The following is a 16,246-nucleotide window of genomic DNA, read 5'->3' as shown; positions in this document are numbered from 1 at the left end:
TTCTACTTAATTCCTTTATACTATTAAGCGAATACTCGTTCGAGGAGGGAAAAGATGAATTTTGTTGCATTAGATTTTGAAACGGCTAATCATCAACGCCATAGTGCCTGTTCAGTTGCACTGACCGTTGTTCGAAAAAGCCAGATTGTTGATCATTATTACTCACTGATTAAACCAGAAACCGAATTTTTTTGGCGTAATGTACAAGTTCATGGCATTACCGAAAAGGATGTACAAAATGCTCCTTCATTTCCAGAAGTTTGGGGGAAAATCATGCCTTACTTCACAGAAAAAAAATTGATTGTCGCACATAATCTACCTTTTGATCGTGGTGTTTTACAAGGTTGTCTTGATTACTATGACTTGCAACAACCACACTTTCAAACCTTGTGTACTGTTCAAAGTAGTCGAAAATTAATCACAGAAATTCCTAATCATAAATTAAATACCGTCTGTGATCACTTAGGCATCCGTCTAGATAATCATCACAATGCCCTCGAAGATAGTAATGCTTGTGCAGCTATTCTGCTTTATCTTGAAGAGCATTTTGGAACTGATCCTCTAAAAAAACTAGTTAAACATGTCTAATTAAAGAATAAGAAAAAAGACTTTACAAAAGATAACTTTTGTAAAGTCTTTTTAAATTTCACCAATCATCATACTCATCAAACAAACATCTAGGTAATCACCTTCGTCTTTGACTCCTCTAGGCATGATTGCTTCAAGTTTGAAACCCATTTTTTCATAAAGGTGTCGCGCGCGCTCATTACGAGCTTGAACGGTTAATTCTAATCTTTTCAACTGACTTGTTGGACCATTTGCCCATTCAATCAATCGTTCCATCATCGTTGTGCCTAATCTTATTCCCCAATAGTCTTTTGCGATAGAAATACTGATATCCCCTATATGTTTCAGTTTTGGACTTTCATTCCCATGAATTTCAGCAATTCCAATAATTTCCTTTTCATCCAGAGCAACTAACAAAACGGTCACATCAGACTCAAGAATAGACTCGAGTTCTTTTTGTTTGGCTTCAACAGTTTTGCCTGGTCCCTCAGCCCCCATCGTCATAAAACCTGTTTCAACAGCGATTTTTTGTAAATGATTCAATAGATTTTCCGCATCACTAGGAATGGCTTCTCGTATTTGTATCGTACCTATCATTTATTTTCACCTAACTTATCTTCAAATTTTCGCATCAATTCTTCATACCTTTCCCCAATAGGATAAAAATTCAACTCACGTTCCGTTAAATCATCTCCAATAGGGACAAGTTTGATTTGTAAATACTCTTGCGGTAAGTCTTCCGGAATAAACGTTGCCCACTCGACGATTGATACTCCATCTCCCTCAAAATATTCCTCTAAGCCTAGATCCATTGCTCCAGTCTCTTCTAGTCGGTAAACATCCATATGATACAAAGGCAATCTTCCTTCTAGGTATTCTCTGATGATCGTATAAGTAGGGCTTTTAATGACTTTGCTGATCCCAAGTCCTTCAGCTAAACCTTTTGTGAAAGTTGTTTTCCCAGCCCCTAGATTCCCTTCTAAAAGAATAAGATCTCCAGGTTCAAGAAATTTTGCTAGCTTGGCAGCCACTGTTTTTGTTTCTTCTTCATTTTTTGCTCTAATGTGTTTCATGTCATACTCCTCTACTCATTTATGTTTTATTGTAATTCAAGTATTTAAAAATAGCCAAACAAAATTCTATGAAGTACGACAAAAACAGTTTGGCCCGAATCCCTTTAGGGCTTCGAGCCTTTTATGGAGCATATCCTAAAACATTATTTTGAGTGTAGCTAAAATAATTGTTTTAACTTTAACATTCTTTTTTCTAACTCTTTATTCACTGCATATCGTTATCCGTTGATTAATGAATTGCTGATTTTCAATCTCATCAACCAGCGCAAGAGCAAAATCAGCATAGCTCACTTCGCTTTCTCCCTTACTATTGGTTAACAACTGATCTTGGCCTACTTGATACTTTCCAGTTCTTGATCCTTTAAAATTAAAAAAAGCAGATGGGCTAATATAAGTCCAATTGGTATCTTCAACCAATTTTAAGCGATCAAGCGCTTTTCCCATGTTAAAGGCTGTCGGTTTAGCTTCTTCAGGGAAATTTGGAGTATCCATCAACTGTGTTGTCATTGCATCATCTACGTATAAACTTCCTGCTCCACCAACAACGATTAAACGCGGTGTTTCATGGCCTTGCACTAAAGATACAATATAGTCCAAACTCGTTTGATGTAATTCTTCTTTTCCAACTGGAGCGTTAAATGCATCGACTACTACATCTAAATTTTCTATATCTTTATATGTTAAATCATATAAATCTTTTTCAATATAAAAAATATCCTCATTGTCTGGTAGTTTGGCAGCATTTCGAACCAAAGGAACAACTTCATGCCCTCTGATTAATGCCTCTGCTGAAATTTTTGAACCTGATTTACCTGTTGCTCCGATAATTCCGATTTTCATTAGATTACCTCCTTTTATTCATTATAATGAGAATGCATTCAATTGAGCAACTATTCTATCTCTATCTAAAAAAGAATAGGCCATAGATCTAATCCTCATTGCCTATTCAACTATTGGTTTTAAAGGGAATCATCTATAAGAAATGAGACTGTAATTAGCTATCAAACCTTTAACTCTTTTTATTAAAAATCTACATGCATATAAATGTACTCTTCAATTTATGATTCAGAGATATAGGGTCTATAAATTTTAGTATCAATAAGTTAGTTTAAATCACTTATTTGAGATTTCTGGCTGAATAAGGGTTGCTTGCAGCCTGAAATGAAGCACTGTGGGCAAATAATGCCCAAGTGTATCATGTTTGTAAGCTGTTAAAGCAACAACCATGACAACTTCCTTTTAGGCTTCCGATGCTTCCAGGGTTCTCCACAAGCAAAGCCGTTATGCCAGAAGAAATTTCTTTTTAAATTATTCAAATTATTTGACTAAATACCTTTTTAAAATAATGGATAGGTAGAAAATAAAAAAGGATCTTCTCATCAGTTTCCTGATAAAAAGATCCTTCTTCTTATGTTCAGCTAGTTATATCCTAGTCATTTTTTGGATATTTTTAGTCCATTAATGTTTGATTAGCTGTAATGATTGCTAATTTGTAGACATCTTCTTCATTACATCCACGTGATAAATCAGAAATCGGTTTGTTTAATCCTTGCAAAATTGGTCCAATAGCTTCAAAGTTACCAAAACGTTGAGCAATTTTGTAGCCAATATTTCCTGATTGCAATTCAGGGAAAACAAATACACTTGCTTGTCCAGCAACTTTTGAACCTGGTGCTTTTTGTTCAGCAACAGAAGCTACAAATGCAGCATCAAATTGCATTTCGCCATCAATTTCGTATTGAGGAGCTAATTCTTGTGCAATTTTAGTTGCTTCTGCAACTTTAGTAGCTTCTTCAGCAACCGCAGATCCTCTAGTTGAAAAGCTTAACATAGCAACTTTTGGTTCAATGCCAAACATTTCTGCTGTTTTAGCACTTTCTACAGCAATTTCAGCTAATTCTTGAGCATTTGGATTTACATTGATTGCACAATCTGAGAATAAGTATCTTTCTTTTCCACGGCCACGCATCATGATAAATGCACCACTTGTACGGCTAATGCCCGGTTTTGTTTTAATGATTTGCAATGCAGGACGAACTGTTTCTCCTGTTGAGTGGACCGATCCACTTACCAAACCATCAACTAATCCCATATAAGTTAACATTGTACCAAAATAATTTTCATCTTTTAATAATTCAATGGCTTTTTCTTCTGTTACTTTTCCTTTGCGACGTTCTACAAAAGAAGCAACCATTTCATCTAATTTATCATAGTTAGCTGGATCAATAATTTCAATATTTTCCACGTTAACTACCTCCACAAATTTTGTTTTTTTTATATCCTTTCCCATCATACTATTATTTGCTTAGAAATGACAGTCTTTTGGACCCATCGCCTATAAGGGCTTATTAAACAGAATCTGGCAATTTCCAGTCAATGGGGGTTTCTCCAAACTGGGTCAACGCCTCATTCGCCCTAGAAAATGGTTTTGACCCAAAGAAGCCGCGATAAGCTGATATAGGACTTTAATAAATCAATATTAGAAATATGCTTATTTATATATATCATTCTTCTTTTTTCGTCTAAAGCTGTCGTCGCTCAGACTGATTCAAATCATCTATAACTTCTGTGTCAATGAGTGGCTCAATCATTTTTTTATTTTCTCGTTCCTTTTTGTGAAAATGGAACACTTCTAGTAAGGGTACTAAGATTGCTGCAATGAATCCCCCTGAGAAACCATTATTATATAGATTCATTCCAGCATGTAAATTGGTAATATTTGCAGCCATTGCCATATGGAGACCACCTGCCAAGATACCAGCAAAAGTTCCATAGTAACCACTAATAGGGGCTAATGTTGTTCCAAAAAGAGCGGTTAAAAGAAAAGCTGTGGATGAGAGTTCGACTGACGTAAATGAGCCAACTATAAAAATACCCACTAAAATTGGTGGAACATTTTTTATATGTTTTCCATACGCTCCAAAACCTACAACAGTAAATAGACCTCCAAGGACAGGTCCATTTAATTCTCCTCCAACTAAAAGAGAAAAACTAGTAGAGATCAATCCTAAAAGAGCCATATTGATGAGAGTCAATCCAAATCCATACTTCTTTATAAAGTCGGTACCTCCAATACCAGTTTCATCTAAAAACTTCCTATACCCTTTGAAACTGCCATTATTGAAATAGACTCCAAGAAAAAACATAAAAGAGAATAGAGGATAAAGAAAAAAGGAAAAGTTTTTATTGTTCCCATTGGAAATCAAATTTACTACATTGACTTCAATTCCATAAGCTCTTAAAACAGCTATAAAAGCCATCCCAATAATACCAGCTGTGAACCCAATATTGTACAAGCTAAACCCTTTATGGAAACTAATAAAATGACGAGATAAAGGTGGAAGAATAAATCCGATGAATAGTCCCGACAAGCAACCTAAAACCATCCCTAGGGGTAGAGTTAACCCTACATTAAAAGAAACTTCACTCACTAATGGAGCTAGTGCAGTCCCAAATAAAGCTGAAAGCAAGTAATTTTTAAAAGGTGTTTGAGTAACTTTTGCGTACAAAAGAACCCCTAAAATGATTGGAATTGAATTATATAAATTTTTACCAAATAAAGAAAAGCCAACGATGGTAAATAGAGCTGCAACTATTGGTCCCGAAAGAGATAATCGAGACCTTCGAATGATAAATAAACTTTTCAAAGTCATTAATGAAGCATTGACTAGGGCAGCTCCTACATTAGCTAAAGCAAAATAATCTGTCACTAAATTAGCAGGAGAAAAAAGAATTTTAATGCTACCATCTCGAATTTCTTTTGGTGTATTGAACAAAAAAGCGCTACCAAACATTGAGATTGTAAAAAACAAGATAAAGAGATATTTCGTACGTTCTGTTACGATTCTTTTTTGATCTCTTTTAGCATAACCTGTTGTTTCCATCGTTTTCAACACACTTTCTTAGAAGATAGTTAGGTAAAATAATATTTATCGCTTATTTTGCTAAACTGTCTTAATAAAGCAGATCTTTACTTTAGTTTTGTTGGATTTTTTAGCTCAGTTTATAAAGTTTGCAATCTGATACTTGATGGCAACATAAAAAGCTTATTACAAGAAAAAAAGAGAGAAAGCGACTGTTATAAGAATTAACTAAATCAGTCTGCTTTCTCTTTTCTAAACGTGAAACAAGAAGCTAAAAATTGTTGACTTTTCTAAGTTGGTTACTTCGATTCAATCCTTTTTTTGTTTATTTTTATCTATTAACCTCTACATTGTTACCGCAACAGTTTGTACTGGGATATCATAAAACGGATCCTTACGTTTCTTTAAATAAGTTTCTGCTAGTTGTGGAAATAAAGCATACATTAGAACATCTTCGGTCGATTCAGCTAAATCACCTAATTCTTCACGATATTTTTCCATTTCTGGTTTAATTAAATCAGCTGGACGTCCAGATAGAGTTTTTTCCTCACCAATTATTTTGTGTCTGATCTCTTCTGCTATAGGAACAGGCGATTGACCGTATGATCCTTTGACGTAATCTTTAATTTCTTTCGGAATCATTTTATACCGTTCGCCATTTAAAACATTCATAAAGGCTTGTGTTCCGACCATTTGAGACATAGGTGTTACCAAAGGGGGATAACCCAAATCAGCTCTGACTCTTGGCACTTCTCTAAGGACTTCTTCATATTTGTCTTCTGCATGCGCTTCTTTCATCTGTGACAACAAATTAGATAACATTCCACCCGGAACTTGGTACAAAAGTGTATTAGGCTCAGTAGCTAACACCTTAGGATTAAGCACTTCGTTTTGCAAATATTTGTCTTTGATTGGTCTAAAGTAATCCGCGATTTCTTTTAGTTTTTCAATGTTCAATCCTGTTTCATAACCTATTCCCTCTAAAGCAATGGACATAGATTCAGTAGACGGTTGGCTTGTTCCTCCAGCAAATGGGGAAATAGCAGTATCAATAATATCTGCCCCTGCTTCTACCGATTTCAAATAAGTCATTTCTGAAATCCCACTTGTTGCATGAGTATGCACTTCTATCGGCAATGCCGTAATGTCTTTTAGAGCTTTAATGAGTTCATAGGCATTATTTGGTGTTAAAATACCCGCCATATCTTTAATACAAATGGATTGGGCTCCTAACTCCTCCATTTCTTTTACTAAATTAACGTAATAGCTAACCGTATGAACTTCACTTGTCGTATAACAAATCGCTGCTTGACAATGTCCACCAAATTTCCTAATTGATTTTATCGCTGTTTCCAGGTTTCTAATATCATTTAATGCATCAAAAACTCTGATAGTGTCAATCCCATTTGCTAATGCTTTTTCGATGAAAGCTTCTACTACATCATCTGCATAATGTTTATAACCTAATAAGTTTTGACCTCTTAGTAACATTTGTAACTTCGTATTTTTAACTTCTTTGCGAATAGCTCTTAATCTTTCCCATGGATCTTCGTTTAAGTAACGTAAGCTAGCATCAAAGGTTGCACCCCCCCAGACCTCTAAGGATTCATAACCGGCTTCATCTAGCGTTTTTAAAATTGGTAACATTTCTTCTGTAGACATTCTTGTAGCAATTAAACTTTGATGTGCATCTCGAAGAATGGTTTCCATAAATTTTACTTTTTTGGTCACAGCTTTTCACATCCCTATCTCTTCATTTACAATTTCCGTTAGCTTAAGCTGCAAGTCTAAAACGCTGTGGGTTCTATTTCGACTACAATCTTTAGCTTCGGTAGCGCAAATAAAACATTTTCTTACTGGAATTTCAAGTTCTGTACGTTGAATAGATACCGCTTGACCACCGTTATTGCGTAAAATATCGATATCATAAATACGTCCCAATCCTTTTTCTTCTAATGCTACTGCCATTTTTTTCAAACTAAAGGCATCTTCTATTTTACCTTGTACACAAAAATACTCTGGCCCAGTATTTAAATCTAATTTTTTTTCATATAAAATGGGCTTATTCAGCTTTTTCAATTCTTCTTGCAGTTGGTTACAACCTTCTTCAAAAATGCGTTTGATAGTAGCATTATTTTTAACTGGGCCGGGAATGTTTAGCTTAAAAGCAATAAGAGGCATAGCAAATTTCTTTACAAGCTGTTGTTCAAGTTTTGCTCGATTTTCACGAGTTTGTAAAACTTCTTCAAGGGAAGGTACAGATCCTTCTAGAAATAAATTTTCATTCATCATACTTCTCCTCTGTTCATAGGTCATTCTATTCTTTAATTTTACGAACTACATCAATAATACTACCATCACGGTATTCAACGACTACCACAACATCTTCTTCGTATTCAATGTCTTCAGGTTTACCAGCGATTACATATGCTTTTTCTTTTAATTCCTCTATCGTAAATTGAGGAATTGACAAATTTTTAAACTGTTCAATTAAATCTTGTCGCAATGGATTTATGCAAATACCAATTTCCGTAACAACGACATCAATACTTTCTCCTGGAGTAATGACCGTGTTTACTTTATCAACAACAGTTGTAATTCTTCCACGAATAAGAGGGGCGACGATGATACTTAGTTTTGAACCTGCTGCCGTATCACAATGTCCACCAGATGCTCCTCGGATCATACCATCAGAACCTGTCAATACATTTACATTGAAATCTGTATCGATTTCCAGAGCAGAAAGAATAGCGACATCAATATTGTTAACAAAAGCTGACTTCGAAGATGGAGAGGCATACATCGAAGCATCAATTTCATAATGGTTTGCATTATTTTTTAGTGAAACACCGGATCCTTTATCGAAACTTTGCACATCGATAATTTTTCCAACTAAACCTTCTTCTAGTAATTCCACCATTTGTTGTGTAATTCCACCCAAAACGTAACTAGCTTTGATACTTTTTTTTATCATGCTTTCTTTTAGATAGCTAGCAACTGCTAGTGAAGATCCGCCTGTTCCCGTTTGGAATGAAAAGCCTTCTTTGAAATAAGGCGAATTAATGATGACCTTACTTGCATATTCTGCAATTAATAATTCTTTTGGATTTTTAGTAAATCGGGTTGCTCCTTTAGCAATCCCCTCTGGATCTCCAATAGCTTCTACTTCTACTACAATATCAACATCTGTTTGTGGGATACTGATTGGAGTATTTGGATAAGGAACCAAAGAATCTGTGATCACAACAACTTTATCCGCATATTTTGCGTCTACTTTTGCATATCCTAGAGAACCGCAAGTCGCTTTTCCGTGAGAACCGTTTACGTTCCCGTATTCATCCGAACTTGGTGCTCCGATGAAAGCAACATCAATATGAATATCGCCCGTTTCTATAGCTCTTGCACGGCCGCCATGTGAACGAATAATCACAGGTTTTTTCATTATTCCTTTTGAAATTTCTGCGCCTAATTTATCTCTTAAACCACTGGATGTGATAGCTGTCACTACTCCATTTTTAATGTGCTTAATCAATGGTTCATGAACATTTGCAATCGAACTTGGTGCGATAGAAAGATCCTTGATGCCCATCTCTGCGATTTCATCCATAATCATGTTCATGACATAATCGCCTTCTCTAAAATGATGATGGAAAGAAATAGTCATGCCAGATTTCAAACCACTTTTTTCAATAGCTTCACGAACAGAAGAAACCATTTTTTTAGCTCCTATTTGTCCAGCAGTTACTTTTGCTGCAGCCCTTTGATAAGATAGTTTTCTAGCCTGGGCACCTTCAAATACACCATATTGATCAACGAATTCTTTTGGTATTTCTCTTCCAACTTTATTCTCAACCATGTTATTTGTCTCCCTTTCTGTATAAACCAGCAGCTTCTGCTAACATCAAGACTCTTTGAGCTCTTTCTACAACTGGTTTATCAATCATTTTTCCATTTAAAGCAATAACTCCGGAGCCTTTACTTTCAGCTTCTTCAATTGCATAAAGCACATTTTTTGCATTTTCAATTTCTTTATTTGTCGGTGAAAATACCGCATCTACGATTGGAATTTGACGAGGATTGATCACTGATTTTCCATCGAACCCTAATTGTTTGATCAATTCAACTTCATTACGTAAGCCTTCTTCATTTTCAACATCTGAATAGACTGTATCAATAGCTGCAATTCCAGCATTTCGGGCTGCATGAAGAATCATGCTTCTTGCAAAATGTAGTTCATGACCATCTGGATAGCGTTTTGTGTGCATATTTGTTACATAATCTTCGGCACCCAACGCAATTCCAATCAATCTTTTACTTGAGAGAGCAATAGCTGGAGCATTCAAAACCCCTGTGGCACTCTCTATGGCAGCCATCATTTTAGTGGAGCCAATTTTTCGATTGCATTGTCTTTCTGCTTCTTCGATTACTTTTTCAACATCAATAATATCTTGAGCAGTTTCTGTCTTAGGCAAACGAATAACATCTATTCCAGCACGAATTAACGCGTGAATATCATCTTTTCCGCCTGCATCTAGAGCATTAATTCTTACTACTGTCTCTGTTCCCTCAAAATCTAATGTTTTAACGGCTTGGTAAACAAGAAAACGTGAAGTATCTTTTTCTTTAAGTGAAATAGCATCTTCTAAATCGAACATAATTGAATCCGCACCATAGATATTAGCATCTTTCAACATTCCAGCATTACTTGCAGGGACGAACATCATTGTTCTTCTTAAACGTTCCATTTTTCAATTCCCTCCCAGTCATAATTTTCTGTTATACCAGAAGAGCGATGAACTACTGCAATTGTTCGAGCGATGACAGTACAATCCAAGGACCCTCTATCTTCAACAACTAATTTAGCCTCTGTTATGCCTAAATTTGCTAACGTTTCTTTAATTACTGCTTCAATTTGTTTGCCATATTGTTTCTTGACACTGCTATTTAGTTCAATATCAATACCATTGCCAACATTTTGATCAATAATAATTTGAAGATCTGAAGATTCTAACGTTCCGGCAATAGCCTGTTTTGAAATTTGTAAAGTCATAAAAAATCACTCCTTTTCTTTATTTTTTCCTGTATTTTTTTGCCTTCTTCTGATACTAGATAATTAAAAGTACTTTTTGGAACGAGTTTTTCAATTGCTTTCAGGTTGTCTTCCACCAGTAATCGTCTTACTCTCGATGCACTGATCACTTCATCTTCTATCTTTTTTCGCGGTAAAATAATAAGTTTTATTTTATCCGCAAAGACTTCTCTCATCGCTTCATTATAAAGATTAGTTGCCACAGAAAAAGGCTCCTCTCCCGCATAGCGATAATGGATATTTAGCATTGGAGCAATCGAATCTTTGAAGATAATGGCATCTAAGGTTGCTTGTATTTTTGTGACAGAACTTTTTTCTTTTAAAAAATATGAAGGGAAAGTTGCAGCCGACACCATATAGTTTCCAGTTTCCTGGACAAAAACATTTTCCAAATGTACTACACCCTCTTGAACAAGTTTTATTCGAACTGGGGTTGGAAAATCCGAAATATTCTCTGATAAGACAAACAAGTGAACCACATCATTCTCTTGTGCGGCCTTCTCAATTAAATACAAATGCCCCTTCGTAAAAGGGTTAGCGTTCATTACGATGCCGGCTATCCTTTTCCCTTCTCTTTTTTGGCTTTGCAACTTCAACAAATAATCTTGAAAACCAAAAACAGCTTTTTCCATAAATACTAATTCATCAGGAACACGTGCTAACTCTTTAAAACCTAAATATTCAAAGGATTGTTTAGACTCTGGCTTAGTGTAGACATAACAAGTTGATTCGCCATTTTCAAAAATAACATTTATCAAATGTGAAACCATTTGATTAATAACTCCACCACCTGTATATTTTTTACAAATGGCGATGCATTTTAAAACATTTTTTGCTGTTGATCCAGTTGCAATCAATTCATCTCCATCAAATAACCCAACTGTGTAATCGACATTCTTTTCTGGACGAATATCTGCATGAATAAGGAAATTTCCCCATTTTTCGTAATCTTTTTCATTACGTTTGATAAGCAATTGCCTTACTTGATAGGACATTATCACTTGCCTACTTTCTAGCATAAAAGAACTATTCATTTTAAATCTTATTTTTTAGCTGGAAATATTTTTAATAATAACAGACTGGCCAAATACAATATGAATAAAACAAAGAAGGTTCCACCCATACCAAAAGCCATAACTTCAAATGCTTGCACAATTAGGGGATTATCGAATAACATAACTTTCAAACCTCTTTTCTTTTGGTAAATACCATTTTTTTCTCTTATTTACCATTTGTCTATTTATCCAAAGAAAGATAAAATAAGTCCTCCAGCAACAACAGATGCTATTTGACCTGATACATTTGCTCCAACAGAGTACATCAAGATAAAGTTTTGTGGATCTTCTTGTGTTGCCATTTTTTGAACTACGCGACTTGACATTGGAAATGCGGAAATTCCCGCACCACCAATCATTGGATTAATTTTTTCTTTTCTAAATACATTTAATAATTTTGCGAATAATACTCCTCCAATCGTATCCATCACAAATGCTACTAGTCCAAATGCAATAATCATTAGCGTTTGGATATTTAAAAACTGATCAGCAGTCATTTTTGATGCAATTGTTAAACCTAATAGAATAGAAACTAGATTTACTAATTCATTTTGTGCGGTTTGACTTAATCGATTTAATACGCCACATTCTCTAAGAAGATTCCCAAACATTAGAAATCCAACTAAAGGTAAGGATACTGGAGCAATCAAACCTGATATTACTATTACTACTAATGGAAAGACTATTTTCGTCATTCTTGATACACTTTCAGCTTTATATTCCATTCGTATTTGTCGTTCTTTTTTTGTGGTCACTGCTTTAATAGCTATAGGTTGAATGATTGGAACTAAAGCCATGTAAGAATAGGCAGCAATCGTAATAGGGCCAATTAAATCCGGTGCTAGTTGGTTTGCAACAAAGATAGATGTTGGACCATCCGCAGCACCGATAACACCAATAGATGCAGCTTGTTCTAAATTAAATCCAAATAAAACAGCTACTATAATAGTGAAGAAGATACCGAATTGTGCTGCAGCACCAAATAAAAACATAAATGGTTTTTGTAAAAGCGGACCAAAATCAATCATTGCTCCAATTCCAATAAAAATTAGTAAGGGAAACAGTTCAGTTGAGATACCGAAATCAAATAGTAAGTCTAGTACTCCTTCTGTCTCTATTCCATTTGAAACCTGAGTAACTAATCCAGATCCAGGGAAATTTACTAAGATTGCTCCTAATCCCATTGGGACTAAAAGAGTTGGCTCATATTCTTTTCTTATTCCTAAGTACATCAGTAGACCACCAATGGCCATCATAACGATTTGTCCAAATGTAATAGATGTAATACCTGCTAATAACGTGTCCATTTTATCGCTCCTCTATTAAACAATTGTTATCATAGGGTTTCCTACATCAATTGCTTCTCCTTTTATTACATGTAAAGCTGCAACGGTTCCGCTCTTTGTTGCCACAATTTCATTTTCCATTTTCATAGCTTCTAACACTAGTAATACTTGATTTTCTACGATTTGATCTCCAACTTTTACTCGTATATCAATAATTGTTCCTGGCATTGGAGCTAGGGTAGGCTCTCCTTCTCCAAAATTTGTAGAAGTTGGTGCTAATGTAGCTACTGCTGAGCTTGCTGGCATAGTGTTAATTTGTGGCGCTGATGCTGTATCTAAATTTTGTTGCGGAGTTCCCATTTCTTCCATTTCTACATCATAAGATTTATCGTTAATGTTTATTTTAAATTTTCTCAACATTTATGTAGCCTCATTTCTTATTATTTAGTTTTTATTATTTTCTTAATTGTAAATTCACTATCTTTATAATTTTTTGCTGCACCTGCTGAACAAATGACAGCTACTATTTCTTTTTCTTTTTTTGACATTGGTAGTCCAGTATATTCTGCAACTTCATTATTTCTTACATTAATTGAATTAGCATTTGCTTCTTCTGGCTGCTTGTCAAACATTTTTTTGATGCTACTTAGGAATCCCATCCCTACCCTCCTACTCTATTACTTAATACATTCATTGTATTATGTTTTCGTACCTGCTACGTTTTTTTTACTGTTTATACTGTTTTTTTCATGTTTATTTTATTAAAGGAACTGCACTTGTAACACCAGATACGACGATAAAGATAACGAAGATGCCAATTGCCCACTTAGCTGATTCTTTTTGCCATCCTCCCATTTCTAATCCAGTTAAATTAAGTAGTAAGTATATAAAGGCTACCAGCGGACTTAGTAAATGGAATGCTTGTCCTAGAAGTGAAGCTACTCCTATTTCTTGCACTGTAAATCCATATTTCGCTCCTGCTTCAGCTAGAATAGGTAGTACACCGAAGTAAAAAGCATCATTTGATAAGAAGAAGGTCCCCGGAGCTGAGATAACAGCAACAATCAATCCCCAATAATTCCCCCAGCTTTCTGGAATAATGGTAGCTAAATTATATGCCAAGGCATCTGCCATTCCAGTACCTGTAAAGATACCCATGAAGATACCAGCTGCCAATACTAAAATAACTACTTGAACTGCATCACCAGCATTTACTTGAATCCGTTGTTTTTGTTCTTTTAAACTTCTATAGTTAATTACTAGCGCTAAAACTGTTCCTACTAAAAACAACACTGCAGAAGGGAACGTTCCAGCCATTAGCATAGCAATAAGTACAAATGTCAGAATAGCATTGATCCAAATTTTATCTGGACGCTTCAATGCTTCTTCTTCAGGAGTAGATGTTGTAGTTAGAGCTAATAATTCTGTTTCTGACATTACTTGAATACCTAATCGTTTTCGTTCCTTAAGTCCCATATAGTAAGCAACGCCGATCATATAAATGATTGCGGCGATCATTCCAGGCATAAGGGCTCTTAAAATACCTTGTTCATTAATTCCTAGTACAGCAATTACACGTGCAGTAGGACCTCCCCAAGGAAGAAGATTCATGATAGTATTCATCAAAATAACAATTACAGCAAAATTCATAATTTTTAAATTTAGTTTTTTGTAAATTGGAAGGAAGGCCGTACAAGTTATTAAAGTAGTCGTTGTTCCATCACCATTTAGTGATACCATTGCAGCAACAATTGCAGTCCCTATAAGTATCTTTACGGGATCTCCTTTAGAAACTCGGATAACAAAATTTGTCACTGGATCAAACAACCCAGTATTTAACATAATTGAAAAATATAAAATGGCAAATAACAACATAATTCCGGTTGTTGAAGTATCTTGAATACCTTGTAATGCCATATCTCCAATTGATTTAGGGAAAATACCAAAAATAGCTCCTACAGCTCCAAAAATAACTGGCACCAAAACTAATGCTGAAAATGGTGTTAATTTCTTTCTAATGATTAAAAACATAAAAACAACTATCATAGCGTAAGAAAAAAATGTTATCATCCTTATACACTCCTTTAATTTTTATACGTGATCACATTAAAAGTATAGTATAATTAACCGCTTTCAACAATCCGTTTTAGCCTATACACACAAGAAAAAACAGAAACACAGCATAAATAATCAATACACACGAAAAGAAATACAAGTACATTGAAAGTCCTCAATTTTTCTTTTAATCTTAAATAAGATAGTGTATAATTATTAACTCATACTGAAATTCAGCATATAAAAGCCTCATTAAAATGATGAATGAATTTAGAAATTCATCATTTTAATGAGGCTTTTAAATTATACTTAAAACTCCTTGTTAATCTTACTAGATGATACCCTCTAATTTCCCAAGAAATAATGTTACGCTAAGTAAATCTGCACTTCCGCCTGGGCTGATCTGTTTACTAACAAATTGTTTGTTCATTTTTCTAACTCTTTCAAATGCTTTAATCTGTTTCATAGACCCATCTTTTATAAATTTTTCAGCTTCTTGCTGTACATACTCTAATCCTTCTATTCCAGCACGATGTAAAATATTTGAGTCTTCTGAGAAGGCCATCAGCTGATATAAGACATCTAATAAGCGTACTTGTGTAGATTCTTCACACTTAGTTTTTCTTAATTGAGGTAAAGCAAGCCTTCTTACTACGGGATACCCATTCTCTGCTTCTCCTCGAATTCCTGTTATTCCATATTCCACATACAATTTCTCTCCATTTGTCAATTTTTTTTTGGCTTTTATAGTTTTAAAATCATTCGAAACTAGTCCCACTGTCATTCTTAAAATCTCTTTAAAAATCTTATCTGTATCTTGTTCTGAAAACCTTCCTAATTTATCAGTCTTTTTTTTTGATTCCTGATAAACTTTTCCTGCTGCAGCTAAAAATAAGCCCATTGAAAAAATGATTCCTTTATGTGTATTGATTCCATTTGTTTCTTCAAACATTTGCTTTTCAGCTTCTACTCCAACAGGACGTATCGCTTTTAATAATTCTTTTGATGTGCTTTTCCAAGAAAGTCCGATTTGAGCAAACTGGACAAATCCTTTAAAAAGACTAGAAGAACTATCTAAAAAAGTATAAATAGTCATATCTGTGTGTGACCCATTATCTACTGCATCAACTAGACCTGGCTTTGGAGAAAGGACCGCTTCATAAAGTATTGCTTGCTGAGCATACTTTGCTAGTTGAATTGCTATCTGATTTAATTCTATATTGTTTGAAATAGAGGCATCCATTTGTATTTTTTCCAT

The 16,246-nt window shown here is 34.8% G+C and carries 18 protein-coding genes and 1 pseudogene; 1 reads left to right on the top strand and 18 read right to left on the bottom strand.

Annotated elements, in window-relative coordinates; all coding sequences use genetic code 11:
• Window positions 1-54: 54 nt before the first annotated feature.
• A complete protein-coding gene (locus BP17_RS03155; RefSeq protein WP_035051566.1) occupies window positions 55-588 on the top strand; it encodes a 3'-5' exonuclease in 534 nt (177 codons plus the stop codon).
• 51 nt (window positions 589-639) lie between these two features.
• On the opposite strand, the gene BP17_RS03150 is transcribed toward BP17_RS03155, so the two are convergent.
• The 18 genes and pseudogenes from BP17_RS03150 to citG form a co-directional block, all read right to left on the bottom strand.
• Entirely contained in the window at window positions 640-1,164 is a 525-nt protein-coding gene (locus BP17_RS03150) for a GNAT family N-acetyltransferase (RefSeq protein ID WP_035051563.1), read from the bottom strand.
• Complete coding sequence (tsaE, locus tag BP17_RS03145; protein ID WP_035051561.1) at window positions 1,161-1,640, bottom strand: tRNA (adenosine(37)-N6)-threonylcarbamoyltransferase complex ATPase subunit type 1 TsaE; 480 nt, start codon at window positions 1,638-1,640, stop codon at window positions 1,161-1,163. The genes BP17_RS03150 and tsaE overlap by 4 nt, the downstream gene beginning before the upstream one ends.
• A gap of 201 nt (window positions 1,641-1,841) precedes the next feature.
• Window positions 1,842-2,480 (bottom strand): NAD(P)-dependent oxidoreductase, encoded by a 639-nt coding sequence (locus tag BP17_RS03140; protein WP_035051559.1) that lies wholly within the window; start codon window positions 2,478-2,480, stop codon window positions 1,842-1,844.
• Between the two features lie 610 nt (window positions 2,481-3,090).
• On the bottom strand, window positions 3,091-3,933 hold the full coding sequence (pta, locus tag BP17_RS03135) for a phosphate acetyltransferase (RefSeq protein ID WP_035051556.1): 843 nt from the start codon (window positions 3,931-3,933) through the stop codon (window positions 3,091-3,093).
• 55 nt (window positions 3,934-3,988) lie between these two features.
• A pseudogene (locus BP17_RS13235) lies at window positions 3,989-4,105 on the bottom strand (uracil-DNA glycosylase); the annotation flags it as partial.
• A gap of 57 nt (window positions 4,106-4,162) precedes the next feature.
• The gene (locus BP17_RS03130) at window positions 4,163-5,524 is read right to left on the bottom strand and encodes a DUF1576 domain-containing protein (protein ID WP_035051554.1); all 1,362 of its coding nucleotides are present in this window, start codon (window positions 5,522-5,524) and stop codon (window positions 4,163-4,165) included.
• Between the two features lie 324 nt (window positions 5,525-5,848).
• A complete protein-coding gene (locus tag BP17_RS03125; protein WP_035051552.1) occupies window positions 5,849-7,234 on the bottom strand; it encodes an oxaloacetate decarboxylase subunit alpha in 1,386 nt (461 codons plus the stop codon).
• A gap of 6 nt (window positions 7,235-7,240) precedes the next feature.
• Entirely contained in the window at window positions 7,241-7,795 is a 555-nt protein-coding gene (gene citX, locus BP17_RS03120) for a citrate lyase holo-[acyl-carrier protein] synthase (protein ID WP_035051549.1), read from the bottom strand.
• A gap of 25 nt (window positions 7,796-7,820) precedes the next feature.
• On the bottom strand, window positions 7,821-9,359 hold the full coding sequence (gene citF / locus BP17_RS03115) for a citrate lyase subunit alpha (RefSeq protein ID WP_035051545.1): 1,539 nt from the start codon (window positions 9,357-9,359) through the stop codon (window positions 7,821-7,823).
• A gap of 1 nt (window position 9,360) precedes the next feature.
• Window positions 9,361-10,248, bottom strand: coding sequence for a citrate (pro-3S)-lyase subunit beta (gene citE, locus BP17_RS03110; protein ID WP_035051543.1), 888 nt, complete (start codon window positions 10,246-10,248; stop codon window positions 9,361-9,363).
• Window positions 10,236-10,553, bottom strand: coding sequence for a citrate lyase acyl carrier protein (citD, locus tag BP17_RS03105; RefSeq protein WP_035051541.1), 318 nt, complete (start codon window positions 10,551-10,553; stop codon window positions 10,236-10,238). Before citD ends, citE begins: the two co-directional genes overlap by 13 nt.
• The gene (citC, locus tag BP17_RS03100) at window positions 10,550-11,587 is read right to left on the bottom strand and encodes a [citrate (pro-3S)-lyase] ligase (RefSeq protein ID WP_035051539.1); all 1,038 of its coding nucleotides are present in this window, start codon (window positions 11,585-11,587) and stop codon (window positions 10,550-10,552) included. The genes citD and citC overlap by 4 nt, the downstream gene beginning before the upstream one ends.
• Before the next feature lie 47 nt (window positions 11,588-11,634).
• Window positions 11,635-11,769 (bottom strand): OadG-related small transporter subunit, encoded by a 135-nt coding sequence (locus tag BP17_RS13720; protein ID WP_051910426.1) that lies wholly within the window; start codon window positions 11,767-11,769, stop codon window positions 11,635-11,637.
• Window positions 11,770-11,832: 63 nt separating this feature from the next.
• Complete coding sequence (locus tag BP17_RS03095; RefSeq protein ID WP_035051537.1) at window positions 11,833-12,954, bottom strand: sodium ion-translocating decarboxylase subunit beta; 1,122 nt, start codon at window positions 12,952-12,954, stop codon at window positions 11,833-11,835.
• Between the two features lie 15 nt (window positions 12,955-12,969).
• Window positions 12,970-13,353: a biotin/lipoyl-containing protein gene (locus BP17_RS03090; protein ID WP_035051534.1), complete on the bottom strand. Its 384-nt coding sequence runs from the start codon at window positions 13,351-13,353 to the stop codon at window positions 12,970-12,972.
• Window positions 13,354-13,373: 20 nt separating this feature from the next.
• A complete protein-coding gene (locus tag BP17_RS03085) occupies window positions 13,374-13,592 on the bottom strand; it encodes a hypothetical protein (protein WP_035051532.1) in 219 nt (72 codons plus the stop codon).
• 94 nt (window positions 13,593-13,686) lie between these two features.
• Window positions 13,687-15,003 (bottom strand): CitMHS family transporter, encoded by a 1,317-nt coding sequence (locus tag BP17_RS03080; RefSeq protein WP_035051530.1) that lies wholly within the window; start codon window positions 15,001-15,003, stop codon window positions 13,687-13,689.
• A gap of 316 nt (window positions 15,004-15,319) precedes the next feature.
• Window positions 15,320-16,246 (bottom strand): triphosphoribosyl-dephospho-CoA synthase CitG, encoded by a 927-nt coding sequence (gene citG / locus BP17_RS03075; protein WP_051910425.1) that lies wholly within the window; start codon window positions 16,244-16,246, stop codon window positions 15,320-15,322.

The sequence above is a fragment of the Carnobacterium pleistocenium FTR1 genome (assembly GCF_000744285.1).
Lineage (GTDB): Bacteria > Bacillota > Bacilli > Lactobacillales > Carnobacteriaceae > Carnobacterium_B > Carnobacterium_B pleistocenium.
Note: the sequence above shows the minus strand (reverse complement) of the source record. Positions and strands in the feature narration are given on the sequence as shown.

Coding starts and splice junctions, on each gene's coding strand:
- BP17_RS03155 (WP_035051566.1), top strand. CDS start 55: ATGAATTTTGTTGCATTAGATTTTGAAACGGCTAATCATCAACGCCAT.
- BP17_RS03150 (WP_035051563.1), bottom strand. CDS start 1,164: ATGATAGGTACGATACAAATACGAGAAGCCATTCCTAGTGATGCGGAA.
- tsaE (WP_035051561.1), bottom strand. CDS start 1,640: ATGAAACACATTAGAGCAAAAAATGAAGAAGAAACAAAAACAGTGGCT.
- BP17_RS03140 (WP_035051559.1), bottom strand. CDS start 2,480: ATGAAAATCGGAATTATCGGAGCAACAGGTAAATCAGGTTCAAAAATT.
- pta (WP_035051556.1), bottom strand. CDS start 3,933: ATGATGGGAAAGGATATAAAAAAAACAAAATTTGTGGAGGTAGTTAAC.
- BP17_RS03130 (WP_035051554.1), bottom strand. CDS start 5,524: ATGGAAACAACAGGTTATGCTAAAAGAGATCAAAAAAGAATCGTAACA.
- citX (WP_035051549.1), bottom strand. CDS start 7,795: ATGATGAATGAAAATTTATTTCTAGAAGGATCTGTACCTTCCCTTGAA.
- citF (WP_035051545.1), bottom strand. CDS start 9,359: ATGGTTGAGAATAAAGTTGGAAGAGAAATACCAAAAGAATTCGTTGAT.
- citE (WP_035051543.1), bottom strand. CDS start 10,248: ATGGAACGTTTAAGAAGAACAATGATGTTCGTCCCTGCAAGTAATGCT.
- citD (WP_035051541.1), bottom strand. CDS start 10,553: ATGACTTTACAAATTTCAAAACAGGCTATTGCCGGAACGTTAGAATCT.
- citC (WP_035051539.1), bottom strand. CDS start 11,587: ATGTCCTATCAAGTAAGGCAATTGCTTATCAAACGTAATGAAAAAGAT.
- BP17_RS13720 (WP_051910426.1), bottom strand. CDS start 11,769: ATGTTATTCGATAATCCCCTAATTGTGCAAGCATTTGAAGTTATGGCT.
- BP17_RS03095 (WP_035051537.1), bottom strand. CDS start 12,954: ATGGACACGTTATTAGCAGGTATTACATCTATTACATTTGGACAAATC.
- BP17_RS03090 (WP_035051534.1), bottom strand. CDS start 13,353: ATGTTGAGAAAATTTAAAATAAACATTAACGATAAATCTTATGATGTA.
- BP17_RS03085 (WP_035051532.1), bottom strand. CDS start 13,592: ATGGGATTCCTAAGTAGCATCAAAAAAATGTTTGACAAGCAGCCAGAA.
- BP17_RS03080 (WP_035051530.1), bottom strand. CDS start 15,003: ATGATAACATTTTTTTCTTACGCTATGATAGTTGTTTTTATGTTTTTA.
- citG (WP_051910425.1), bottom strand. CDS start 16,246: ATGGAAAAAATACAAATGGATGCCTCTATTTCAAACAATATAGAATTA.